21 protein-coding genes and 1 pseudogene are annotated in these 25262 nt (G+C 37.3%); 18 read left to right on the top strand and 4 right to left on the bottom strand.

Translation table 11 applies throughout. The features are described from left to right. Positions 1–9 precede the first annotated feature (9 nt). The 6 genes and pseudogenes from BGI23_RS16970 (at position 10) to BGI23_RS16945 (ending at position 4572) form a co-directional block, all read left to right on the top strand. On the top strand, positions 10–234 hold the full coding sequence (locus BGI23_RS16970) for a group-specific protein (RefSeq protein ID WP_070806650.1): 225 nt from the start codon (positions 10–12) through the stop codon (positions 232–234). Between the two features lie 42 nt (positions 235–276). Continuing rightward, positions 277–674, top strand: a pseudogene (locus BGI23_RS16965) (hypothetical protein). A gap of 159 nt (positions 675–833) precedes the next feature. Then, complete coding sequence (locus tag BGI23_RS16960) at positions 834–1082, top strand: DUF1294 domain-containing protein (protein ID WP_000871341.1); 249 nt, start codon at positions 834–836, stop codon at positions 1080–1082. A gap of 92 nt (positions 1083–1174) precedes the next feature. Then, entirely contained in the window at positions 1175–2116 is a 942-nt protein-coding gene (rarD, locus tag BGI23_RS16955) for an EamA family transporter RarD (RefSeq protein ID WP_070806649.1), read from the top strand. Positions 2117–2193: 77 nt separating this feature from the next. Beyond that, complete coding sequence (locus BGI23_RS16950) at positions 2194–2619, top strand: divergent PAP2 family protein (RefSeq protein WP_000447815.1); 426 nt, start codon at positions 2194–2196, stop codon at positions 2617–2619. Positions 2620–2718: 99 nt separating this feature from the next. Next, entirely contained in the window at positions 2719–4572 is a 1854-nt protein-coding gene (locus BGI23_RS16945) for a terpene cyclase/mutase family protein (RefSeq protein ID WP_070806648.1), read from the top strand. 71 nt (positions 4573–4643) lie between these two features. Here the strand turns inward: BGI23_RS16945 and BGI23_RS16940 are convergent, their stop codons facing one another. After that, on the bottom strand, positions 4644–4793 hold the full coding sequence (locus tag BGI23_RS16940) for a YfhD family protein (protein WP_001035808.1): 150 nt from the start codon (positions 4791–4793) through the stop codon (positions 4644–4646). Positions 4794–5075: 282 nt separating this feature from the next. On the opposite strand from BGI23_RS16940, the gene fabG reads away from it, so the two are divergent. Then, the gene (gene fabG, locus BGI23_RS16935; protein ID WP_000395021.1) at positions 5076–5816 is read left to right on the top strand and encodes a 3-oxoacyl-ACP reductase FabG; all 741 of its coding nucleotides are present in this window, start codon (positions 5076–5078) and stop codon (positions 5814–5816) included. Positions 5817–5866: 50 nt separating this feature from the next. On the opposite strand, the gene dhaS is transcribed toward fabG, so the two are convergent. Beyond that, entirely contained in the window at positions 5867–7351 is a 1485-nt protein-coding gene (gene dhaS / locus BGI23_RS16930; protein ID WP_042514765.1) for an aldehyde dehydrogenase DhaS, read from the bottom strand. Between the two features lie 272 nt (positions 7352–7623). Here dhaS and BGI23_RS16925 point away from each other — a divergent pair, with 272 nt between their 5' ends. From BGI23_RS16925 to BGI23_RS16900, 6 genes are all read left to right on the top strand, one after another. Beyond that, the gene (locus BGI23_RS16925) at positions 7624–7902 is read left to right on the top strand and encodes a YhdT family protein (protein ID WP_000800722.1); all 279 of its coding nucleotides are present in this window, start codon (positions 7624–7626) and stop codon (positions 7900–7902) included. A 3-nt stretch (positions 7903–7905) separates the two neighbouring features. Next, positions 7906–9339 (top strand): sodium/pantothenate symporter, encoded by a 1434-nt coding sequence (gene panF / locus BGI23_RS16920; protein WP_001104830.1) that lies wholly within the window; start codon positions 7906–7908, stop codon positions 9337–9339. A 106-nt stretch (positions 9340–9445) separates the two neighbouring features. Next, on the top strand, positions 9446–10393 hold the full coding sequence (locus BGI23_RS16915) for a nucleoside hydrolase (RefSeq protein WP_155005152.1): 948 nt from the start codon (positions 9446–9448) through the stop codon (positions 10391–10393). A gap of 117 nt (positions 10394–10510) precedes the next feature. After that, the gene (locus tag BGI23_RS16910; RefSeq protein WP_000751358.1) at positions 10511–11620 is read left to right on the top strand and encodes a serine hydrolase; all 1110 of its coding nucleotides are present in this window, start codon (positions 10511–10513) and stop codon (positions 11618–11620) included. A 101-nt stretch (positions 11621–11721) separates the two neighbouring features. Next, positions 11722–13230 carry an argininosuccinate lyase gene (gene argH / locus BGI23_RS16905; RefSeq protein WP_070806647.1) on the top strand — a complete coding sequence of 503 codons (1509 nt, stop codon included), beginning with the start codon at positions 11722–11724 and terminating at the stop codon, positions 13228–13230. 67 nt (positions 13231–13297) lie between these two features. Continuing rightward, the gene (locus tag BGI23_RS16900) at positions 13298–14131 is read left to right on the top strand and encodes a GNAT family N-acetyltransferase (protein ID WP_000615394.1); all 834 of its coding nucleotides are present in this window, start codon (positions 13298–13300) and stop codon (positions 14129–14131) included. A gap of 35 nt (positions 14132–14166) precedes the next feature. Here BGI23_RS16900 and BGI23_RS16895 read toward each other — a convergent pair whose 3' ends face one another. Beyond that, entirely contained in the window at positions 14167–14916 is a 750-nt protein-coding gene (locus tag BGI23_RS16895) for a (S)-benzoin forming benzil reductase (protein WP_070806646.1), read from the bottom strand. A 116-nt stretch (positions 14917–15032) separates the two neighbouring features. On the opposite strand from BGI23_RS16895, the gene BGI23_RS16890 reads away from it, so the two are divergent. Next, a complete protein-coding gene (locus BGI23_RS16890) occupies positions 15033–22505 on the top strand; it encodes a DUF7507 domain-containing protein (protein ID WP_070806645.1) in 7473 nt (2490 codons plus the stop codon). A gap of 47 nt (positions 22506–22552) precedes the next feature. On the opposite strand, the gene BGI23_RS16885 is transcribed toward BGI23_RS16890, so the two are convergent. After that, on the bottom strand, positions 22553–23110 hold the full coding sequence (locus tag BGI23_RS16885; RefSeq protein WP_070806644.1) for a CatB-related O-acetyltransferase: 558 nt from the start codon (positions 23108–23110) through the stop codon (positions 22553–22555). A 110-nt stretch (positions 23111–23220) separates the two neighbouring features. Between BGI23_RS16885 and BGI23_RS16880 the strand changes: the two genes are divergently transcribed. From BGI23_RS16880 to BGI23_RS16865, 4 genes are all read left to right on the top strand, one after another. Further along, complete coding sequence (locus tag BGI23_RS16880) at positions 23221–23562, top strand: ASCH domain-containing protein (protein WP_070806643.1); 342 nt, start codon at positions 23221–23223, stop codon at positions 23560–23562. Beyond that, the gene (locus BGI23_RS16875; protein WP_070806642.1) at positions 23559–23954 is read left to right on the top strand and encodes an NUDIX hydrolase; all 396 of its coding nucleotides are present in this window, start codon (positions 23559–23561) and stop codon (positions 23952–23954) included. The genes BGI23_RS16880 and BGI23_RS16875 overlap by 4 nt, the downstream gene beginning before the upstream one ends. Positions 23955–24040: 86 nt before the next feature. Beyond that, positions 24041–24661, top strand: a complete 621-nt coding sequence (locus tag BGI23_RS16870; RefSeq protein ID WP_000070938.1) for an acetate uptake transporter — start codon at positions 24041–24043, stop codon at positions 24659–24661. A gap of 142 nt (positions 24662–24803) precedes the next feature. Next, entirely contained in the window at positions 24804–25247 is a 444-nt protein-coding gene (locus tag BGI23_RS16865; protein ID WP_001062763.1) for a flavodoxin, read from the top strand. The last annotated feature ends 15 nt before the right edge of the window (positions 25248–25262 follow it).

Genomic DNA, 25262 nt, shown 5'->3' with positions numbered 1-25262 from the left:
GAATTTTTTATGGCGTGTAATATCGATCATTCTATTGAAGATGTAATGAATAAGCTTGAGAGCCAAAAGAGTTTTTTATCGGAAGTGATTTTTAAAGAGGTAAAGGGATTTTTGCAAGGTAATCATTCACAGGAAATATTAAATGATGTCTTTCATCTTCTAAAAAAGTATGACTTAGTTAGTGAAGAAGAAAGAGAGACGAGAAATACTCAATTATTGCTGATTATAAAATAAATACGCTTTGGCTTTTGTTTTGTAACAGGAGGGGTAAATGTAATGAATATGAAGAAGATGATTGAAACGATAGAAGCAACAAAAATGACTGGTGAAGAATTATCGATTTCTACTTTACATCAAGAGCTTGTGAAGTTATATAGTCAAAAAAATGTTGCTCATTATAAGAAGCTATTAAAATATATTTTATCATTATCCGTACAGCTAAACCTACATCTTGTATTGAAATATTTTGGCGTGCGACCGATTGTTGCTATAGACGAGCGTATGCAATTTCAAGAGATATTTAATGTTTAGCTAATAAGGATGATAATGGGGAATGGTTTTTAAATTTCGTTTCTTTATATGTAGGGCTAATTGTAGTTCTTCACTTTGATGAAAAAGTGATTGAGAGAAGTTTTTTCGATGCTATAGTAGTGGGTGAAGGGAATGAAATATAAGGATCTTGCCCATAACATCTTTCTATTTAATAGCTATAATTAGTCTTTTGATTGGCTATGTAAATATGAAGGTAAAGAATTAATAAAAAGTGTTCTTCAGTTGTTTCCATCGTTTTTTCATGTTACCATTAAGCGAATTTTTCATAGGGGGAGAAAGCGATGAAATGGATTTATTTTATTATGATTAACGTTATAGCTTTTAGCCTTATGGGGCTTGATAAACGAAAAGCGAAGAAGAAACAGTGGAGAACGCCAGAAAGTACGTTGTTTTTATCAGCAGCAGCTGGGGGAGCAGTTGGAGCTTGGATTGGTATGTATATGTTTCATCATAAAACTCATAAAAAGAAATTTGTTTTCGGCATACCGTTACTTGTTGTAATAACGGTATGTTTATTATTCGTTGCATGAGAAATGTCGAAAGAAATGCAGATTGATTATTGGTAAAGTGAGCACGTGGGAACGTATAATAGAGAAAAAATGAGAAGAGGAGAAAAAGGAAGATGGGGAGTCAATCAGCAGAGCAAAAAAAAGGGATTATATATGCGGCTGGTGCGTATACGATGTGGGGAATACTACCAATCTATTGGAAATGGGTTGAGGAAGTCCCAGCAGATGAAATATTAGCACACCGCATCGTTTGGGCATTCGTGTTTATGTTAATCGTATTAGGTGTTACGAAGAGATTTCGTCAGTTTATTGGAGAGTTCGTGAATCTTTTTAAACGACCTAAATTATTAATGTCGTTAACAATAGCTTCAGTCTTGATTAGCGGAAACTGGTTTGTCTACATATGGGCCGTTAATCATAATCATGTCATTGAAGCAAGTCTTGGCTATTATATTAATCCGCTTATTAGTATTTTACTTGGTACAGTCGTTTTAAAGGAAAAGTTAAACTTTTGGCAATACGTTGCAGTTGGTTTAGCTGGAGTAGGGGTTATCATTTTAACAGTACGTTTCGGGGCTATTCCATGGGTTTCTTTATCACTTGCCCTTTCATTTGGATTATATGGATTAACGAAAAAATTGTTAAACTATGATGCGACAATTGGACTTACGATGGAAACGATGTTAGTGACGCCGTTTGCGATTATTTATTTAGTAATGACAGGAGTACATGGTTTCGGCTCATTTGGCTCGATTTCAATGTTATCGATATTACTATTAATAGGGGCGGGCATTGTTACAGCATTGCCACTTTTTTATTTTGCAAAAGGAGCCCAACTTATTCCGCTTTATATGGTAGGGTTTTTACAATATATTGCACCAACAATTAGTTTGATTTTAGGTGTATTCGTATTTGGTGAACATTTCACATCTACTCATATGATTGCATTTTTCTGTATATGGGTTGCATTAGTTGTATTCTCGGTAGCGAAAACAAAGTTCTTAGTGCAGAAACAACCGAAATTTATAAAAAATAAATCAGCAAAAGTATCGTAATGCGTAGTATTTTCTACGCATTTTTCTTTATACTGATACTATAGGATTTCCATTATAGCTAGTAGGGAGCTGAGAACGTGGAAACGATTTTACATAACGATCCGCTTATGGCCGCTGTAATTTCATGGTTTTTAGCACAATTAACGAAAGTAGTCTTTAAATTATTTAAAACGGGCGAATTTGATTTTGCAAAGTTTTTCGCTTCAGGTGGGATGCCAAGTTCTCATGCTTCAACTGTTACAGCACTGGCGACAGGTGTTGGCGTTGTGGAAGGTGTGGAAAGTACTTTATTTGCAATTGCTGCTATTTTTGCCATTATAGTTATGTATGACGCTTCAGGAGTAAGGCTGGCAGTAAGTAAACAGGCGAAAATATTGAATGAGTTTTTTCACGGTAGACAAACAGAATATAAGAAGTTAAATGAACTTGTCGGGCATACGCCGTATGAAGTAGTAGTTGGTGCTTTATTAGGGATTATTGTCGGAGTAGGATATTGTTTATAAGCAGAGCATCTTATATGTTCTGCTTTTCTTTGTATTCATACATATTCAGCTACTTTCTTGAATATCGTTATACGGATTTCGAAAGGGTGGGTGAGTAACTTGTTATTATATGAAAAAGTGCATGAAGAAATAGCGAGAAGAGCAACTGCACTTCAAACGATGCAACGGCAAGATGGTACGTGGCGATTTTGTTTTGAAGGAGCTCCATTAACAGATTGCCATATGATTTTTTTATTAAAATTATTAGGTAGAGATAAAGAGATAGAACCGTTTGTAAAAAGGTTAGCATCACTTCAAACAAATGAAGGAACGTGGAAATTGTATGAAGATGAAGTGGGAGGTAATTTATCAGCTACCATTCAATCTTATGCTGCCTTACTTGCTTCGCAAAAATATACAAAAGAAGATGCGAATATGAAGCGAGCGGAAAATTTTATTAAGGAACGCGGAGGCGTGGCGCGTGCTCATTTTATGACAAAGTTTTTATTAGCAATTCATGGAGAATATGAATATCCTTCACTCTTTCATGTACCAACACCAATCATGTTTCTACAAAATGATTCCCCCCTCAGTATATTTGAATTGAGTAGTTCAGCACGTATCCATTTAATTCCGATGATGCTGTGTTTAAATAAAAGGTTTCGAGTAGGGAAAAAGTTATTGCCAAATTTAAATCACATTGCGGGCGGGGGCGGGGAATGGTTTCGGGAGGATCGGTCTCCGTTGTTTCAAACGTTATTAAGTGATGTAAAACAAATTATCTCGTATCCACTCTCGTTACATCATAAAGGGTATGAGGAAGTCGAACGATTTATGAAAGCGCGTATTGATGAAAATGGAACGTTATATAGTTACGCAACTGCCTCGTTTTATATGATTTATGCTTTACTTGCGTTAGGGCATTCGCTTCAATCATCACTGATTCAAAAGGCTATAGCTGGGATAACATCTTATATATGGAAGATGGAAAGAGGGAGTCACTTGCAAAACTCTCCTTCAACTGTATGGGATACGGCTTTACTCAGCTATGCGTTACAAGAGGCACACGTTCCGAAAGATCACAAGATGATTCAACAGACAATAACATATTTATTAAAAAAACAGCATACAAAAAAAGCTGATTGGAGCGTACATGCTCCCGCACTTACTCCTGGCGGTTGGGGTTTTTCGGATGTAAATACGACAGTTCCAGATGTTGATGATACAACCGCTGTACTAAGAGTGTTGGCAAGAAGTAGAGAGAATGAAAAGGTAAATAATGCTTGGCAGAAAGGGATTGATTGGGTTAAAGGATTACAAAATAATGATGGGGGCTGGGGAGCGTTTGAAAAAGGTGTGACGAGCAAATTATTAGCAAATATACCAATCGAAAATGCAAGTGATATGATTACAGATCCTTCCACACCAGATATTACAGGAAGAGTGTTAGAGCTTTTTGGGACATATACGCAAAATGAATTACCTGAGAAACAAAAACAAAGTGCGATAAATTGGTTAATGAATGCACAAGAGGAAAATGGATCATGGTATGGGAAATGGGGGATTTGTTATATATATGGTACGTGGGCTGTTATGACAGGTTTACGGTCACTCGGAATTCCGTCTAGCAATCCTTCATTGAAACGAGCATCTTTATGGCTTGAACATATACAGCATGAAGATGGTGGTTGGGGAGAATCATGCCACAGTAGTGTGGAGAAAAGGTTCGTTACTTTACCATTTAGTACACCATCCCAAACTGCATGGGCGTTAGATGCTCTCATTTCTTACTATGATACAGAAACGCCAGCTATTCGAAAAGGTGTTTCATATTTGCTTTCGAATCCTTATGTGAATGAAAGATATCCTACTGGAACAGGTTTACCAGGTGCGTTTTATATTAGATATCATAGCTACGCCCATATATATCCCTTACTTACTTTGGCACATTATATAAAAAAATATAGAAAATAAACCGAGAGATATCTCTCGGTTTATTTTGCCCGGTAGTAGGTCCCTGTTGAAAAGAATAAGGTTGTGCTTCCTTATTTTTCTGTTGACTGGCGTTTTTGACGTGCATCAGCGGCATTTGCACGTGCGTTTGCTTCTAAGTCATTGTGGTCAGCAAGTTCACGAGAGAACTCTACATCAATGCCATCAGTAGCTTTGTTTTGTTTGAAATTTTTTTTGTTCATTCGACACAATCTCCTTGCACTTTATCCCGCTTTAATGGGCAGTAAGACCCCACCTCAAAATTCAGCGAAAGCAAAGAAGTTAGGTGGGGGTCGGGCTGCCCATAAAAGTCCGATTGGTTCAACTAATAATCAGTGGGGGGAAGAAAACCCCCACTGATTAAAGTTTCACTTTATGCGACGTTGCAAAGTTAGTTTGACACAAATAGACTTTTTTATGCAAAGAGGAATTGGAAAGGAAAAAGCCGAAATATACAGTATAAGTAATAGAAATGGGGGATAGGGATGGAGTTTTTAAATGGGAAAACAGCTGTTGTAACAGGAGCTGCACAGGGAATTGGAAAAGAGATTGCAAGGGTGTATGCAAAACTAGGGGCGAAAGTATTAATTAGCGATGTAAATGAAGAGAAATTACAAAAAACGACACGTGAGTTCTTGGATGAAGGATATGAAGTGAGCTTATATCGATGTGATGTGAGTAATCAAAATGAAGCAAAGTCGCTAATTGAATATGCGGTTCAAAAATTCGGAACATTACATATTTTGGTGAATAACGCTGGGATTACAAGGGATGCAATGTTACATAAAATGGAGAAGTCTGCTTGGGAACAAGTATTACAAGTGAACTTAACTGGAGTTTTTTATTGTATGCAACCAGCGCTGCTTTACATGAGACAACAAGGGTATGGACGTATTATTAATATATCTTCAATTAGTAGAGAAGGAAACATAGGTCAAGCAAACTATGCAGCTACGAAGGCAGGCGTTGTAGGTTTAACGAAAACGGCAGCGAAAGAAGTTGGAAATTTCGGTATTACGTGTAATGCGATTTGCCCAGGATTTATGGATACAGATATGACAAAAACGATACCAGATAAAGTGAAAGAAAAGATGGTCGGCGCGATTCCGGTTGGTAGAATTGGAACGCCAGAAGATATTGCGAACGCAGCTGCCTTCTTAGCATCAGAATACGCATCCTATATTACAGGAGAAGTATTAAATGTGAGCGGGGGACTGCAAGTTTAAAGACATACATAATGAAAAGAACCTGACCGGATAGGTCAGGTTCTTTCTCTTTAATTTAAGTTAAGCCAAACGCTCTTCACTTCTGTATAGTTATTTAATGCATAAGATCCCATTTCACGACCAAGACCGGATTGTTTAAATCCTCCAAATGGAGATGCTGCATCAAAGACGTTATAACAGTTTACCCATACTGTACCAGCACGTACTTTACTTGCAACGTAGTGTGCTGTTTTAACATTTTCTGTCCACACACCAGCTGCTAAGCCGAATTGTGATTTATTTGCACGTTCAATTACTTCATCAATATCGTTAAACGGTATAGCAGAAATAACTGGACCGAAAATTTCTTCTTTTGCAATCGTCATTTCATCATTTACGTCAGCGAATACTGTAGGAGAAACGAAGTAGCCTTGATCAAATGGATTACTTCCTCCGCAAAGTACTTCAGCACCTTCTTCAATCCCTTTTTCGATGTAGCCCATTACACGTTTTTGTTGTTCTTCGGAAACGAGAGGACCGATTGTAGTTTCTGGACTTAAGCCAGCACCTTGATTTAATTTTTTAGAGTAAAGGACAAGGTCAGCCATGACATTATCATACATTTTCTTCGGAACAAATAAACGTGATCCAGCAGAGCATACTTGTCCTTGGTTAAACATAACACCAGAAAGTGCACCAGGAATCGCGCGAGATAAATCAGCATCTGGCAAGATGATATTTGGTGATTTACCGCCTAACTCAAGTGTAACGCGCTTTAATGTTTCAGATGCTTGGCGCATAATTTGCTTACCGACTGGAGTAGAGCCAGTAAATGCAATTTTATCAACGAGTGGATGATTAACAAGAGCTTGTCCAGCTGATTCACCGAATCCAGGAACGATATTAATAACACCTTTCGGGAATCCAGCTTCTTCAATTAATTCAGCTAAGTATAAGGCAGATAGTGGAGTTTGTTCTGCAGGTTTTAAAACGATTGTACATCCTGTAGCAAGCGCTGCTCCCATTTTCCACATTGCCATAAGAAGTGGAAAGTTCCAAGGGATAATTTGACCAACGACACCAACAGCTTCATGACGTGTATAGTTAAAGTAATCACCGGAAACAGGGATTGTTTGACCAACGATTTTCGTCGCCCAGCCAGCATAATAGCGCATATGCTCAATTGCAAGTGGTATGTCTGCTGCCATTGTTTCACGGATTGGCTTTCCGTTATCTAACGTTTCAAGCTGTGCAAGCTCTTCTTTATGTTCTTCCATTAAATCAGCTAACTTGTACATAAGCCGGCTTCGCTCAGCAGTGCTCATGCGAGACCAAGGACCTTCGTCAAAAGCCATGCGAGCTGCGACGACAGCTTTATGAATATCTTCGCGACCAGCTTCAGAAACGACGGCAAGTGTTTCGCCAGTTGCTGGGTTAGGTGTGTTAAATGTTTTACCGGAAGCGCTTTCAATGAAAGATCCATTCACATATAACTTTTTTGTACCTTGAAGAAACTTTTCTACTTTTTCATGAAGATTTACAGCTAGTTGACTCATTGTATAACCCCCTTGAAAATATAATGTAAACGCAGTACGAGACGGCGTTTATTCCGAAGTCAAGGATGTGGGAACTAGATGGAAAGCCTCTAATTTAAATCATAATTAACAAATACTGAAAATTCAAATTTCATTTGTGTTACAATTGTAAAAAATATGTAATGTAAGAGAATCTTCTATATAATTATAAAAAATCCTGCTTGTTTTTGCTTTCTAGTAGGAAAAACTAGAAGAACAATGGTACAATAATACCTCGTGAGAGGAGGGAGAAAATGAAGAATTATCATGATGATCCACGCTTTCGAATTGCCCATAGAGAAGCGTTAATTGGTCTTGGACTTGCTATTATCAATTTTATAATATGGTACGGATTTGCTTATGGGCTTGGTAGTAAAAATCCAAGTGAATATACATATGTATTTGGTTTTCCAGCATGGTTTTTTTATAGCTGTATCGTTGGATTTATCGTTATGGTTATTTTACTTAGTTTAGTTGTTCGTTTTGTATTTCAAGATATTTCACTCGATGAGGAAGAAAAAAGTGAGGAATAATAGATGAATTGGTATGTAATCATTCCAATGATAATTTCGTTTATCGTTGTATTTTTAATTGGTGTATATGCTTCAAGACGTGTACAAGCGACTGCCCATAATAAATTTTTGCAAGAATATTTTTTAGGTGGGCGTGAGCTCGGTGGTTTATTATTAGCAATGACAATGATTGCTACGTACGGTAGTGCTAGTAGCTTCATTGGTGGCCCTGGTATAGCATACAATATGGGGCTTGGATGGGTATTGTTATCTGCGATTCAAGTTGTAACAGGGTATATCGTTTTAACAGTTATCGGTAAAAAGTTTGCAATTATCGCTAGGAAGATGGAAGCTATTACTCTTATTGATTATTTAAAGGGAAGATACAATAATAAAGCAGTTGTCATACTTTCTGCGTTATGTATTATTATCTTTTTATTTTCAGCAACAGTAGCTCAGTGGGTCGGCGGTGGTCGATTAATTGAGTCACTAACGGGTCTCTCTTATACAACAGCACTATTTTTATTTACTTTTTCTGTACTTGTGTACGTATTAATTGGTGGCTTTCGTGCAGTTGCTTTATCAGATACGTTATTAGGTATCATTATGTTAGTTGGAACGACAATCATTTTAATCGCTACTGTCGTTGCCGGTGGCGGAATTGAAAAGATTATGCAGGAACTTGTTCAAATCAATCCGAATTTAATTACACCATTTGGAGCGGATGGCAGTTTAACGAAATCATATGTGACATCATTTTGGATTTTAATTGGAATTGGCGTTGTCGGTTTACCGCAAATTAGTGTGCGTGCCATGTCTTATAAAAATTCAAAAGCGATGCATCAAGCGTTAATAATTGGTACGATTGTTGTCGGTACAATTATGATTGGTATGCATTTAACGGGTGTGTTCGCACGAGTCGTACTTCCAGGTATAACGGTACCAGATAAAGTAATGCCGCTACTCGCGATGGAAGTGTTGCCACCTTGGTTAGCTGGGGTTTTCTTAGCTGCACCAATGGCAGCGATTATGTCTACAGTAAACTCGTTATTGCTACTTGTAAGTTCATCAATCATTAAAGATATATACGTAAATTACATAAATAAAGATGCGGCAGATAGTACGATTAGAAAAGGAAGTTTATGGATTACTGCTATCGTAGGACTGCTCGTTTATGCAGCAGCAATTAAACCACCTGATTTTTTAATATGGTTGAATTTATTTTCTTTCGGTGGATTAGAAGCAGCATTCATTTGGCCGATCGTATTAGGGTTATATTGGAGGAAAGGAAATGCAACAGGAGCGCTTGCATCTATTTTAGTTGGGGTAAGCTCATATATGTGTATCCATCTTTTCTATCCAAATCCGTTCGGTATACATACAGTTGTCTTCCCAATTTGTTTTGCGCTTATCGCTTATATCGTTGGAAGTATGAGTGCTGTAAAGAAAACAGTATAGGTTAGTGGGAGAACGTAGTCCTTAGAGGACTGCGTTTTTTCGTATAAATTTGTTCTTTTTATTCTGTAATCCTGTGAATATTCATAAATTAATAACAATTGAGGGGATGGAGTTGAGGGTGATGAAAAAAGTATTGTTTTTAGGAGACCCGGGAATTGATGACTCTTTGGCAATTATGTATGGATTGTTACATCCTGATATTGATATTGTTGGTGTAGTAACTGGATATGGAAATGTAACGCAAGAAAAGGCGACAAGTAATGCGGCATATTTATTGCAACTGGCAGGGCGGGAAGACATACCTGTTATTAATGGTGCGAAAATCCCTTTATCTGGAGATATTACAACGTATTATCCAGAAATTCATGGGGCGGAAGGTTTAGGACCAATTCGACCGCCAAAAAATCTTTCTCCAAATATAAAGCCTTTTTGTGAGTTTTTTGACATACTTGAAAAATATAAAGGAGAATTAATTATAGTTGATGCTGGTAGGTCAACGACACTTGCGACAGCATTTATTTTAGAAAAACCATTGATGAAGTATGTGAAGGAATATTATATAATGGGCGGTGCTTTTTTAATGCCTGGCAATGTGACACCAGTCGCAGAAGCGAATTTTCATGGTGATCCTATTGCATCACAATTAGTAATGCAAAATGCCAAGAATGTGACATTGGTGCCGCTTAATGTTACATCTGAAGCTATAATTACGCCAGAGATGGTAAAGTATATTACGAAACATTCTAAAACGAGTTTTAATAAATTAATTGAACCGATTTTTACGTATTATTATAAAGCTTATAGAAAATTAAATCCGAAAATAACAGGGAGTCCAGTACATGACGTCGTTACAATGATGGTTGCGGCAAATCCCTCTATTTTGGACTATGTATACCGCCGTGTCGATGTAGATACAGTAGGGATTGCAAAAGGAGAGAGTATTGCTGATTTTCGTCCTCAACCTGATGCAAAAGCTTTAAAGAATTGGGTTCGAATTGGTTGGTCGTTACACTATAAAAAATTCCTCGAAGATTTCGTTAAAATTATGACGTAGACATAATGGGAGAATACAAGTTAAAATAATGGAGATGATTACTAAAATAATCATCTCCATTATTTTGTTTGTAAGAGATAGATAGAGAAGAGCTACACAATAGGAGAGGAATTTTACTTGAAAAAAACTATAGTATGCGCAGTGATTGTGGGTATTTTCGTTTTGCTAATATCGGGTAATTTTTTAGTGAAAAAAGTTTGGAGTTCGAATAATGATGATGCGCAGTATATCGCATCCTTTATTGAAGAACATAAAGATGAAAAAAATAGCGCGCTTCTAGTAAAAAGAAATGATAAAGTCGTTTATTCTGTAAATCCGAATGTTGTATTGCCAGTTGCTAGTACAATGAAATTAATTGTGGCGCTTGAATTTACGAAACAAGTTACGGAAGGGAAAATTGATTCGTCTAGTTTTGTTTCCATAAATGATGTGAATCGGTATTATGTACCGAATACAGATGGTGGTGCGCAAGATAGATGGCAAAGGTATTTGGAGAAGACAGGTAAGATAACTGAAGGAGCGATTTCTTTAGAAGAAGTGGCAAAAGGAATGGTTAAGTTTAGTTCGAATGCGAATGCTGAATATTTAATGGAAGTGTTAGGATTAGATAATATTAATCGGAATTTACAAAGTTTATCGCTTCCAGCACATCAGCCGCTATTTCCAATCGTTTCATCTTTATACATTCCAGGATATTTGCATAAAGAACTACACGTTCCGAAATATAAAATAGAGAAAAAGTTAAAAGAAATGTCTCAAGAGCAATATCGTCAATATGCGATGATTATTCATGAGCGCTTAAAAAAGAAGGGACCATTATTACAGAAGGAAATTCCTCTTTATTTAGAGGAACGTTACGATAAAATTTGGTCAGATCGATTGCCAGCTGCTTCTGCAAACGATTATATGGTACTGCTTCAAAAGGCAAATCATAAGGGTGGACTGACAGAAGCAGAAGAAAAAGTATGGGCTAACATCGTTGAAACAGATATGAGCGCTAAGAAATACCGTAAAACATTTAGACATGCAGGGCAAAAAAACGGCTATACGCCATGGACAGTTACAAAAGCAGTTTATGCGATGGATAAACGGGGGAACTGTACAGAAATAGTGTTTTTAGCAAATAATTTAAATGAGGACGACAGTGCAGAAATACGGAAACATTTAGCAAACTTGCATTTCCAAGTGTTGCAAAGTGATAAGTATGATGCGACTTTTATTAAATAAACTCGGTGCAGAGAGCACCGAGTTTATTTTTGTGTACAAGCACTTTTTTGCTATCTCTGGGTATGATGGGTAGTAATACTTAGGTGAAAGGGGAAAAGGTGATGAAACAAAGTAAAGAAGAGTTTATAAAGAGTGAAGGCGCTGATTTCCCTGGGAAAACATATGTGGATTGTGTATTACAACATGTATTTAATTTTCAACGAAATTACTTATTGAAAGATATGTTTCAAGTGCATAAAGCGCATATTACGATGCTGATGGAAGAAAATTTAATGAAAAAGGAAGAAGCTAAAGTTATATTATACGCGTTAAAAAAGGTAGAGGGAATGCCAGAAGAGCAATTGCTCTATACAGAGCAGCATGAAGATCTCTTTTTTTTAGTGGAACATTTAATTTCTCAAGAAGCAAAAAGCAATTTTGTAAGTAATATGCATATTGGTAGAAGTAGAAATGATATGGGTGTCACGATGTATCGCATGAGTTTAAGACGGTATGTATTACGATTAATGGAACATCATTTGTTATTGCAAGAGAGTATATTGCAACTTGCTGCTGATCATAAGGAAACGATTATGCCAGCTTATACCCATACACAACCAGCGCAGCCAACGACATTTGGTCATTATACGTTAGCGATTTATGATACGATGCAGAGAGATTTAGAACGCATGAAAAAAACGTACAAACTTTTAAATCAGTCCCCAATGGGAGCCGCTGCGCTAGCTACAACAAGTTTCCCAATTAAACGAGAGCGAGTTGCCGAGTTACTTGGGTTTACAAATGTAATTGAGAACTCATATGATGCAGTTGCTGGAGCGGATTATTTATTAGAAGTTAGCTCTTTACTTATGGTAATGATGACGAATACGAGCAGATGGATCCATGACTTCTTACTATTAGCGACGAAAGAATATGATGGTATTACTGTGGCGAAGCCATATGTGCAAATTAGTAGTATTATGCCGCAAAAGCGAAATCCAGTTTCCATTGAACACGCCCGTGCAATTACGAGTAGTGCTTTAGGAGAAGCATTTACAGTATTTCAAATGATTCATAATACACCATTTGGTGATATTGTTGATACAGAGGATGACTTGCAGCCATACTTATATAAAGGGATTGAAAAGACTATTCGTGTTTTTTCTATTATGAATGCAGTTATTCGAACGATGAAGGTTGAGGAAGAAACGTTGAAAAATCGTTCCTATAAACATGCAATTACGATAACTGATTTCGCAGATGCTTTAACAAAAAACTATGACATTCCATTTCGGCATGCGCATCATGCAGCGAGTGCTATTGCAAATATGTTATTGGAGCAGAAAAAGGAGCTTCATGAATTACATTTGAAAGATGTGAATATGTACTTACAAGAAAAATTTAATATAACTTTATTAGAAAAAGAGTGGAAAGAAATTATATCGCCAGAAGCTTTTATACAAAAAAGAAATGTATACGGTGGGCCGAGTAAAAAAGAAATGGAGCGCATGATTAACAATCGAAAAGAGTCATTTCGACAAGAAGAAGAGGGATTTGAAAAGGAAAAACAGAGTATTTTACAAGCTGAAAATAATTTGAATACGTTAGCTTCGAATATTATTGAATCGTAAAAGAGGGATTTAGTGAATTAATCGCCAATACCTTAATAAAACTATAAATAGAGAGAAGAGATTGTCGATGATTCAATTGCATGTATATGAAGAGATTGTTAATTTTAAAGAAGAGGTTACACCATTTCTAGAAAAGAATGAGCAGGAAAATAATCTCATATTAGGCGTATTACAAATGGTCCACCAACCGATATTTATGGGGATAGCGAAACAAGGAGAAGAAATTGCGGTTGTATTTCTTCAAACAGAAGAGAAGAAACAAATTATTGTTGCTACGTCTGAAATTGCGGAAGAGGACATCGTGGAACTTGCAAAAAAATTAGCGGAAGTATATCCAAATGTTCCTGGATTAATCGGTAATAAGAAAATTGTACAGAGATTAGCCGAAGAGATTGCAGTGTTAGCAAATAAGAAAACTACTGTTGCGATGGAGCAAGGTATATATGAATTAAAACAAGTGAAGAAAAAGTGGAACGGAGATGAAGTCTTTCGAGAAGTAAATAGTGATGAGCTAACATTAATAGAACAGTGGATATACCAATTTTGCGAAGATGTGAATCTTCCTACTACGAAAGAGGAAGCAAAACAAACGGCACATACATTAATTACTAATCATCGTTTATTTGGTCTAGAAGTAGATGGAAAACTTGTTTCTGTAGCAGCAAAAACACGTCCAACTAAAAATAATATAACAGTTAATTTCGTATATACGCCGAAAGAAGAAAGGAAAAAGGGATACGCATCTAATTGTGTAGCGGCACTTAGTCAACGTATGTTAGATGAAGGTTACAAAACAACGACATTATATACGGACCTGGCAAATCCAACATCGAATAAAATTTATCAAGAAATTGGTTATGAACAAATTGCAGAGTCTGTGCTTATATTTTTAGAGAAGTAGAACAAAAAGGCGTGCTAAAATAGCACGCCTTTTTGTTATTCATCAATTCTAATAACCTCGCCTTGAGGGAAGTCTTCGGTTTCTAGTAAGTTACGAATAGCTTTTGCAACGTATTCAGGTGATAATAGCTTTCCTTCTTCTTTTAATGCGATGAATCGATCTAAATTTGTGAAGTCTTCTTTATTTGTTTCACGAATTTGTGCTTGCATATTAGTGTCAACAACACCAGGTGCAAAAGCGACAATTTTTACTGGATATTCCTTTTCCACTTCTTCAGTAGCAACGCATTGTGTAAACATATTTACGCCAGCTTTCGTCGTACAATAAGCGCCCCATCCGAAATAAGGATTTTTTCCTGCGCCAGATGAAATATTTATAACGCGTTTATCTACTTTCCAGTCTTTTGTATATTTCATGAAAGTAGATGTAAGAATCATTGGAGCAAGTAAATTAATGTGAACGTTTGTAATGAATTGTTCGCTTTCAGCTTTTTCAATTGGCTTCATAGGAGCAACTGTACCCGCATTATTAATTAAATGAATAGAAGATACACTGTCTTCTTGAATAGACGAAATGATTTCGTTAAAGTTCGTTTCTAAATTATGTACATCTTGAAGATCTAGAGAGTGGAAAACACAATTGCTATTATATTGTTCTGCGAGTTTCGTAAGCTCTTTATTTTCTCTTCTAGAAATAGAGATGACAGTTGTATTTTTTTCTAACAATTGTGTGGCAATAGCCTCACCTAAACCTTGTGAAGTTCCTGTTATAATAACGTAGCGCATAGTTTTATAAACTCCTCTCATATGTGCGGAATTTTGTTGGACAACGTACATTGTATAGTTTGTCTACATTTTATAGTATAGAGCAATTTTTACTATAATTGAAATGAGATGATTGTGTGCCTTTTATAAATCGGTTTACGACAACAGTGCCTGGTGCCGTCACGTTTACTGGGAATACGCTGGGACTTAGCCCTACATCACCTGCACCAGGTAATATTTTTGGTACACTTGCTGTTTTTACAACGGTAAATACAGCGCTGCAAGTACCAGGGTTCCCAGCAGGGACAACAGATGAATGGCAATTGAATTCTTCAAGTGCAATTTTAAACCTTCCAGCGGGAAGCAGTGTGTTATATGCAGAATTAGTTTGGGCTGGTACTTTCCGGACTGATACGGAAGATGTTTTACCATTTTTAAATGATAACATTACATTTACAACGCCAGCAGGGACGTTTTCTGTTACGCCAGATCCTGCTACCGCACAGCAAGGTTCAGTAGGAAATCAGTTTTATTATGCACGCTCTGCCAATGTAACAAATCTTGTTAGTGCAGGTGGGGCAGGAACTTATACTACAGGTGCAGTGCCAGCTGCAAGAACTTCGTTTGATCCAACTATTAGTCGTTCGGCTGGTTGGACACTTGAGGTTGTGTATCAAAATGCAAGTTTGCCACTGCGGAATTTGTCAGTTTATGCAGGTCAAGAAATTATTGATGCTTCATCACCACCAGTTGATGCTACTATTTCAGGATTTGCTACCCCAGCGACAGGATCTGTAACAGGGCGAGTGCTCGTAACTGCTCAAGAAGGTGATTCTAACATAGTTGGAGATCAACTTCGCTTTGGACCGAATGCGAATGCTACAGTTGCATTATCTGGCCCGAGAAACCCCGCAAATAATTTCTTTCAATCACAAATTTGTAACGACATTGGAGAGTTAGATACAACTGGAACGTTTGGAGATTTGAATCAGCCTTTAGGGATAGCTTTGGCTGTCCGAAGACAAGGGTGGGATATTACAAATGTAAATGCCTCCGCATCTTTAGTAAACAATCAAACGTCAGCAACTGTTCGATTCGTTACAAATGGAGATGGATACGCTGCAGCTGGTTTTGGTGTTCAAATTGATGCAACAGGTCCAATTATTAATCCTGTTAAATCGGTCAATAGAACAGTCGCAGGGGTAGGGGATACTCTCACTTATACGATTACGGTCCCAAATACAGGAACAGGAAGTGCAGAAAACGTTGTATTACGTGATAGTATTCCGAGCGGAACGACGTTTGTTGCAGGTAGTGTAACGATAGGGGGAGTAACGCAGCCGAATGCGAACCCTGCTACTGGAATTAATTTAGGTACAATCCAAAATAATACGCAAAGAATTGTTACATTTCAAGTACGAATAACATCGTTTCCGAACCCAAATCCTATTCCAAATCGCGCAATGGTGTCATATCAATTCCGTCCTTTCGTCGGTAGTCCACCTATTACAAGTACGTCTTCTTCAAATACAGTACAAACGACAGTGAATCAAGCAACTATAAGTATGCAAAAATCTGTAGATTTACAGACGGCAACACTTAATGATGTATTAACATACACGGTTAATGTGACGAATAATGGAAATGTCACTGCAAATAATGTTATTTTTGTCGATAGTATCCCTGGTGGAACAACATTTGTTCCAAATAGTGTTACGGTAAATGGGATAGTACGTCCAGGAGCAAATCCAGCAAGTAGTATTAATCTAGGAAGTATTAATGCCTCGCAAACGACTGTAGTGCGCTTTCAAGTTCGAGTAACATCTAATCCGCTTGTCAATCCAATTCCGAATCGTGCGAGTGCAACCTTTAACTTTACTCCAGTACCTGGTCAACAACCAGTTTCAGGGCAAGCGACAAGTAATACGGTAGTTACTACTATTAATATAGCTGATATAAGAACGAGAAAAACAGTGGATAGAGCTTTTGCGACAGTGAATGACATTCTTACGTACACTATTACAATTGAAAATACAGGAAATGTACTTGCGACGAATGTTATTTTTCAAGATCCAATCCCAATTGGAACAACTTTTATAGCGAATAGTGTAACTGTAGATGGGGTTTCACAATCAGGAGCAAATCCAGCGACTGGGTTTACGGTAGCAAATATTTCTCCCGGCGGAAGTAGGATAGTGACTTTTCAAGTACGAGTGACATCGACGCCATCAGGAGGCACGATTGCGAATCGCGGAAATGTAACTGCTAATTTCGTCGTTATTCCAAATCAACCACCAATAACGATTAATAGACAAACGAATACAGTTGTGACACAAGTGAATACAGGCGGTTTAAATGTAATAAAAGAAGTGAATACAACGCAAGCGGCAGTAGGGGACACTTTAACGTACACAATTGCCGTTCAAAATACAGGAAACGTTTCGTTAACAAATGTATTTTTCCAAGACGCTATTTCTTCCGCTGTTTCATTTGTTGCAAATTCTGTAACAATTAATGGAGTACCGCAAAGTGGATTGAATCCGAATACAGGATTTTCTCTTCCGAATATTCCTGCGGCTCAAACAGTTGTAGTCACATTTGACGTATTAATTGTACAGGATCCAGAAAATGAAGATATTTTAAATCAAGCAAATGTAACAGCAAGTTTTCAAGTGAATCCGAGTGAACCACCCGTAACAATCAATGTTCCGAGTAATGTTGTGAATACAACTGTACAATCAGGTAACTTTGAAGTTGTGAAATCAGTAAATACGGATGTTGCAACGGTAGGGGATATTTTAGTATATACAATAGAAGTCATAAACGCAGGTAGTGTACCAGCTACAAATGTATTTTTCCAAGATTCAATTCCACAAGGTACATTATTTATTGAAAACAGTGTCTTTGTGAATGGAGTTTTACAAGAAGGGGCAGATCCAGAATTCGGATTCCCATTAAATAATTTGCCTACTGGCGCGAGTGTAATTGTTACGTTTGAAGTATTAATTGATGAAATTCCACAAGGAAATAATGTTGTAAATAATGCGAATGTAACTGGAGATTTTCTTGTAAATCCTACAGAACCACCAATTACTGTAACGGTGCCAAGTAATACTGTTATGACAGTGGTGAATTCTTCAGAGTTAAATGTAAGGAAGAGTGTAAGCGCTACTGAAGCAGGAGTAGGAGATACGTTAACGTATACGGTTCGTATACAAAATAGTGGAACGGTAGCAGCGACAAATGTGTCATTCCTTGATCCAATTCCATCTGGAACAACGTTTGTAGCAAATAGTGTAATAATAAATGGAACGCCTCAACCAGGTTTAAACCCAACAATTGGATTTCCACTTGCTAATATTCCAGTCGGAGGGATGGTAACAGTTACTTTTCAAGTGACAATCACGAGTGTACCATCAAATAGAGTTCTTCCGAATAATGCGAATGTTACTGCTGATTTCCAAGTAAGTCCTCTCCAGCCACCAATTACAGTTGTAACGATTAGTAATATTGTAGTGACGCGAGTGAATGTAGGATCACTTAATGTAATGAAGAGTGTAAATACAACGCAAGCAGGAGTAGGAGATACGTTAACATATACGATTCGCATTCAAAATACAGGAACAGTTCCTGCAACGAATATTATTTTTCAAGATCCAATTCCGTCTGGTGCTGCGTTTGTAGCAAATAGTGTGACGATAAACGGAGTCGTTCAGCAAGGTGCGGATCCTATGGCAGGTTTCCCGGTACCGAATATTCCGGTCGGGCAAACGGCTACGATTGCGTTTCAAGTTACAGTGACGAGTGTTCCGAGCGGTGGAAATATAAGAAACCAATCGAACGTTACTGCAAGTTTTCTTATCAATCCAGCAAACCCTCCAATAACGACTGTTACGAATAGTAACTTTGTAGTGACGCAAGTAAATACAGCTCGATTAAATATACAAAAATCTTCATCTGTACAACAAGCTGCACTTGGAGAAACTTACACGTATTCTGTTGTCATTCGAAATAACGGTACAGTAACAGCAACGAATGCTTCCTTTATTGATCCAATTGCTCAAGAAACCACATTTGTAGCAAATAGTGTAACGATAAATGGAACGCCTCAACCTGGGTTTGATCCAAATATAGGTTTTCCGCTTCCCAATATCGCAGCTGGAACATCATTGACTGTAACGTTCCAAGTAACAGTAGTTGCGCCATCCACGCGCGGAGCCGTATTAAATACGGCATCTGCTACAGCCACTTTTTTATTAAATCCTTTACAGCCTCCTGTAACAACGACAAATTCAAGTAATACGACAGTAGTTACGATACCGTTACCTCCTCCTGGTGAAGTAACAGCAACAAAAACAGTTGATATTGCCGCTGGTGCTGTTGGAGATGTATTAACGTATACAGTGTTAATAACAAATGTAGGAATCATCCCTGTTACAGATGTGCTCTTCCAAGATGTCATTCCAGAAGGGACGGCGTTTGTAGCAAATAGTGTAACGATAGGCGGGATACAGCAACCTGGTTTAAATCCAGAAATAGGTTTTACAGTTAGTCCACTATTAAATGCTGGAGCGAGTATTTCTGTGACGTTCCAAGTGACGATTACGGAAATTCCAGATAATGAAGTTATATTAAATGATGCTGACGTTACGTTTACTTCACAACCGAATCCGCAGGAACCGCCAATTACACAAACAATATTAACGAATTTAGTCGTAACGACAATTAATATAGCTTCGATTTTCCCGTTAAAACTAGTAGATAAAGAAGTAGCGACTGTAGGAGAAATATTAACGTATGATGTATTAATCTTTAATAATGGCACAGTGGCAGCGACGAACGTTGAATTTATAGATACAACTTCCGCCGGTGTAGCATTTGTACCGGGAAGTGTGAGCATAAATGGGGTGCCGGCACCAGGATTAGATCCTTTCATTGGTTTTCCAGTTCCAGATATCTCTGTAGACGATTTTGTACTTGTCACATATCAGGAAGTGGTTACGAGCATACCTGAGGGTGGAACGATTGTTAACTTTGTAGACGTTACAGCTGCATTTGCTGTAAGTGAAACGGAGCCGCCTATTACAGAAACAACAACAAGTAATACGACATTAACAGAAATTAATGAACCTGGTTTAAATGTTTTAAAATCAGTAAGTCAGCCGGTTGTTGCAGTAGGTGATACAATCACATATACAACAGTAGTTCAAAATACAGGTACAGTGGTAGCGACGAATGTTCAATATAGTGATGTATTACCGTCCTCAATCACATTTATACCAGATAGTGTAACGATAGATGGTGTGCTACAACCTGGATTCAATCCTAATAATGGATTGCCGCTTCCAGATATAAGCCCAGGTGAAAGTGTAGAAGTTACGTTCCAAGTAACAGTTGTCAGTGTCCCATCAAACGGAACAATTGCTAATACCGCGAATGTTATGGGAAGCTTTATACTAATCCCAGGAGAACCACCAGTTGTAGTAAACCAACCGAGCAATACAACACTTACAACTGTAAACAGAGGAAGATTTAATGTTATTAAACAAGTAAATAGGGCTGCTACTCTCGTTGGAGATGTATTAACGTATACAGTTCAAATAACGAATACAGGAACGGTAACAGCTAATGATGTTCAGTTTATTGATACGATTTCAGCAGGAGCGTCATTTATACCAAATAGTGTAACGATAGATGGAACCCCGCAACCAAACTTAAATCCGATTACTGGTTTTGGAGTTGGAGATATACCAGTTGGTGAAACAGTTATCGTGACGTTCCAAGCGACAGTTACAAACATCCCGTCATCAGGAACCATTACGAACGTTGCAAATATAACAGGAAGCTTTACTTTAGTACCAGGAGAGCCGCCGGTTGTAGTAACTGAACCGAGTAATACGACAATAACAAGGGTAAATAGAGGAAGATTTAATGTTATAAAAACCGTAAATAAGCAAGCAACACGATTAGGGGATACGTTAACTTATAGTGTGCAAGTTACAAATACGGGAACGGTAATAGCGACGAATGTTCAGTTTATTGATGTTCCGTTACCTAGTTTAGAATTCGTTCCTGGAAGTGTACAAATAAATGGAATTCCGCAAGTAGGTTTAGATCCATTTGTAGGCTTTTCATTACCAAATCTTGCAGTAGGGGACAGTATAGTAATTACATTTGAAGTAAATGTAATCGCAATTCCGCCTTCTAGTAACATTATGAATACAGCGAGAGTAACTGGTAATTTCGAATTGATTCCAGGAGAACCACCGTTTACCATTACGAACTCAAGTAATACGACAGTCACACCAGTAAATCGAGGTAGTTTAGATATGTTGAAAGAAGTAGATCATTCGGTTGTTGGAGTGGGAGAAACGGTAACGTATACAGTTCGTATATTAAATACTGGTACGGCTGATGCGATGAATGTTCAATTTATAGACGTGTTATCTCAGGAAGCTGAATTTGTTCTAAATAGTGTAACGATAAATGGAGTTCCACAGCCAGGGTTAAATCCGCAGGCTGGATTTACGATACCAGACATTCCAGTCGGTGAGACGGCACTAGTAACATATGAAGCTACGATTACAAGTTTTCCAGATGGTGGTACAGTAGTGAACGTTGCTGGGGCGTTAGCAGAATATATTTTAGTACCAGGAGAACCGCCGGTTACAGTGATGGATATGAGCAATACAGTTATCGTGACGGTAAATACGGCAATCTTATTTGTTGCAAAAGGAGCGAATTTTGAAGTAGCGATGGTAGGAGATGTTGTCACTTATGGAATTGCTGTTATAAATGATAGTACAGTTCCTGTGACGAATATTGTTTTAACGGATATCATTGATCCGAATACGCTATTTATAAATGGCTCGGTAACGGTAAATGATGTACCTTTTCCATTTGCCAACCCGAATACAGGCATTCCGTTAGGTGATTTTCAGCCAAATGATGCAGCAATTATTAATTTCCAAGTCGTCATAACAGGAGGACAAATAAATAATTTAGTTACAAATACTGCTATAGCGAATGGGTTTGCAACTGTGAATCCAAATGAAGCGCCTGTAGTAGTTGAAGGCGATAGCAATACAGTTGTTATTCCGTTTATTCCTCAAAATGTTTCAACGACAGTCGTAAAAACGGCAGACCATCAAACAGCAACGATTGGAGACGTTATTACGTTTACGACAGTTATTACGAATACGGGGGATACAGCAATACAAAACATTCGTTTTCAAGATATGTTGGATAGTAGTGTTCAATTTGTCCTTGGAAGTGTAACGGTTGATAATACACCAGTACCAAATGTAAGCCCGGTATCAGGATTTCTTATAGGGAATTTAAATCTAGGTGAAGCACGAACAGTTTCGTTCCAAGTAGTAATTCAGAGTGCCCCAAGTGGTTCGGGGAATTATATAAATCAAGCAAGTATTCGTTTCGAACATCAAGTAGGCACAGTATTGCCACCTGTTATACAAATGGTAGAAAGTAATATGGTCGTCATTCCGTTCGTTCCAACGATTGAACAAATTTGTGAAACTAACTTTAATTGCTTAGATAAAATTCCATTTCAATGTTCACCGTGTAATCAGTTGCACGGACATAAAAAATAAAAACAAAAAGAGCATCTTGAAAGAGAAAGATGCTCTTTTTGTATGAGTCATTTAGATGAATTTTCAGATGAGTTGAAAAATTCTTTGATTTTGTTGGAGAGTAGAAATGGAATAGCTCCTTTTATAACAGAAATATCCCAGTCCCACCATGCTAGACTCTCTAGTTTGTCAATCGTTTCTTGCGGGAAACGATATCGAACAAATTTTGCAGGATTACCAGCTACAATTGCATATGGAGGTACGTCTTTTGTAACAACACTCTTTGCCCCAATGATGGCCCCGTTACCAATTGTAACACCAGATAAAATGCAGGATTGATAACCAATCCATACATCATTGCCGACTACAATATCACCTTTTGAAGAGGGGTGACCAGTAATATGGGCTCCTTCGCTGAAAAGAGCGTTAAATGGATAAGTCGTTATCCAGTCCGCGCGATGTTCTCCGCCAAGTATGAAAACAACTTCTTCTCCTAATGAACAAAACTTACCTATTTTTAATTTCGTTTCATCATTCCAAGAAAAAATAGTTGGACCTACTTTACTATAAGTATAATCACCGATATCATACTTACTATATTCAGGTTTTTGATTTAAATATAACATGATTCTTCAACCTTCTTTCTCAATCAAGAAATAAGCGTGGAATATTATATGCAAGGTGTAGTAAGGTGACCAGTGTTAATAGGTAAAATAAATAAATGGGAGTGAAATGTATGAGATATGAAATGGGATTATATAATAAACCTTTTCAGTCAATTCAATCAGGAAAAAAAGTGTATGAAGTGCGCTTATACGATAAAAAGCGTCAACTCATAAAACAAGGCGATCATATTGTATTTACGAACCTTACGACAGCAGCAACGATGGCTGTAAAAGTAACGGAGATAAAACGATATAAAAACTTTCAAGCAATGTACGAACAAATTGATAAAAAATTATTGGATTGTGAAAATGATAGTTTAGAGGAAATGTTAGAAAGTACATACAAAATATATACGAAAGAACAAGAACAAAAGTGGGGAACAGTTGCGATCCGTATTGAGGTAATAAAATGATAAGAAATCGCGGCGCGGCTATCATTGTGCAGGAAGGGAAAATTGCTCTTATAAAACGTATCCGAGAAGATGAAACGTACTATGTTTTTCCAGGTGGAGGAATTGAAGAAGGAGAAACACCCGAAGAAGCAACGAAGCGAGAGGCTTATGAAGAGTTAGGGGTACATATAGAAGTGGAGCATCTAATTGCAGAGGTGGAGTATAAGGGTACGGAGTATTATTTTAATGCCCATATTATAGGTGGAGTTTTCGGAAGTGGTAAAGCTGAAGAATTTGAAATAAAAGATAGAGGGAGTTATATTCCGTTATGGTTGCCGATACAAGAGTTGGAAAAAGTGAATATAAAACCGTATGAAGTGGTCGGAAGTATAGGTAATCATTATAAAAAGTAAGGTCTGACAACATACAAAAAAAACCATTGACATAGCCTTCTGATTTAAGTATTGTATTCGAGTATGTTTATAATCAGGAGGTTTATATGAGCAATCAAACAACTACACATCATGTGAAAATGACAACAGCAGATCCATCTGGAATTGGTCTATTTGGATTAGCGATGGTAACACTTGTAGCATCATCTCAAAAGTTAGGCTTAACGGATGGCGTTTCTCTTGTATTACCATGGGCAATCTTTTTAGGAGGATTTGCACAAATCTTTGCGTGCATTCACGATGCAAAGCATAACAATACGTTCGGTACAACAGCATTCGGTGCGTATGGCCTATTTTGGTTAGGTGTTGGAATGACTTGGTTAATTCAACTTGGAGTATTTGGCGAAAAATTAGCACAAGCTGCAGATTCAAAACAGCTTGGTGTAGCCTTTATCGGATATTTGATTTTCACAATATTTATGACAATTGGTGCAATGGAAACACATAAAGTATTATTTATGATTTTCGTCCTTATTGATTTCTTATTTATCGGTCTTTCATTAAGTACTTTAGGTGTTATGCCGCATGCAATGCATAATTTAGCAGCATATTCTGAACTTCTTATTTCATTATTATCTTTCTATGGTTCAGCAGCAGCAGTGTTAAACACACACTTCGGAAAAGTTGTTTTACCAGTTGGAAAGCCGTTTGGTATTTTTAAAAAGTAATAAAAAAGCACAGATGATTGTATAGTCATCTGTGCTTTTTTTTATGAAGTAAACAGAAATAATAAAAAATACAATTGAAGTTGATTATCATTATTAATATAATGAGAATGAGAATCATTTATCGTTAGAGGGGGATGCCAAAGTGGCGAAAATTTTAATAGCTTATGCAAGTATGTCAGGAAATACAGAGAGTATTGCTGATTTAATTAAAGTTAGTTTAGATGCTTTTGATCATGAAGTGGTATTGCAAGAAATGGAAGGCATGGATGCTGAAGAATTATTAGCTTATGATGGAATCATTTTAGGATCTTATACGTGGGGCGATGGTGAATTGCCATTTGAAGCGGAAGATTTCCATGAGGACTTAGAAAATATAGATTTATCAGGGAAGAAAGTAGCGGTATTTGGATCAGGTGATACGGCGTATGAACTGTTTTGTGAAGCGGTAACGATATTTGAAGAAAGGCTTGTAGAACGCGGTGCAGAGCTTGTACAAGAAGGATTGAAAATCGAACTAGCTCCAGAAGATGAAGAGGATGTTGAAAAATGCAGTAATTTTGCAATTGCATTTGCTGAGAAGTTCTAAGAATGGGAGTGTCAA

Origin of the sequence: Bacillus sp. ABP14, assembly GCF_001831375.1 — a bacterium.
In the GTDB taxonomy this organism is placed as follows: Bacteria; Bacillota; Bacilli; order Bacillales; family Bacillaceae_G; genus Bacillus_A; species Bacillus_A paranthracis.
The sequence above is the reverse complement of the archived record's forward strand: the minus strand, read 5'-3'. Positions and strand labels throughout refer to the sequence as shown.

Bases quoted from the DNA above. Each gene is read 5' to 3' on its own strand.
- BGI23_RS16970 (WP_070806650.1), top strand. From the start codon at position 10: ATGGCGTGTAATATCGATCATTCTATTGAAGATGTAATGAATAAGCTT.
- BGI23_RS16960 (WP_000871341.1), top strand. From the start codon at position 834: ATGAAATGGATTTATTTTATTATGATTAACGTTATAGCTTTTAGCCTT.
- rarD (WP_070806649.1), top strand. From the start codon at position 1,175: ATGGGGAGTCAATCAGCAGAGCAAAAAAAAGGGATTATATATGCGGCT.
- BGI23_RS16940 (WP_001035808.1), bottom strand. From the start codon at position 4,793: ATGAACAAAAAAAATTTCAAACAAAACAAAGCTACTGATGGCATTGAT.
- fabG (WP_000395021.1), top strand. From the start codon at position 5,076: ATGGAGTTTTTAAATGGGAAAACAGCTGTTGTAACAGGAGCTGCACAG.
- dhaS (WP_042514765.1), bottom strand. From the start codon at position 7,351: ATGAGTCAACTAGCTGTAAATCTTCATGAAAAAGTAGAAAAGTTTCTT.
- BGI23_RS16925 (WP_000800722.1), top strand. From the start codon at position 7,624: ATGAAGAATTATCATGATGATCCACGCTTTCGAATTGCCCATAGAGAA.
- panF (WP_001104830.1), top strand. From the start codon at position 7,906: ATGAATTGGTATGTAATCATTCCAATGATAATTTCGTTTATCGTTGTA.
- BGI23_RS16915 (WP_155005152.1), top strand. From the start codon at position 9,446: ATGGAGTTGAGGGTGATGAAAAAAGTATTGTTTTTAGGAGACCCGGGA.
- argH (WP_070806647.1), top strand. From the start codon at position 11,722: ATGAAACAAAGTAAAGAAGAGTTTATAAAGAGTGAAGGCGCTGATTTC.
- BGI23_RS16900 (WP_000615394.1), top strand. From the start codon at position 13,298: ATGATTCAATTGCATGTATATGAAGAGATTGTTAATTTTAAAGAAGAG.
- BGI23_RS16895 (WP_070806646.1), bottom strand. From the start codon at position 14,916: ATGCGCTACGTTATTATAACAGGAACTTCACAAGGTTTAGGTGAGGCT.
- BGI23_RS16885 (WP_070806644.1), bottom strand. From the start codon at position 23,110: ATGTTATATTTAAATCAAAAACCTGAATATAGTAAGTATGATATCGGT.
- BGI23_RS16880 (WP_070806643.1), top strand. From the start codon at position 23,221: ATGAGATATGAAATGGGATTATATAATAAACCTTTTCAGTCAATTCAA.
- BGI23_RS16875 (WP_070806642.1), top strand. From the start codon at position 23,559: ATGATAAGAAATCGCGGCGCGGCTATCATTGTGCAGGAAGGGAAAATT.
- BGI23_RS16870 (WP_000070938.1), top strand. From the start codon at position 24,041: ATGAGCAATCAAACAACTACACATCATGTGAAAATGACAACAGCAGAT.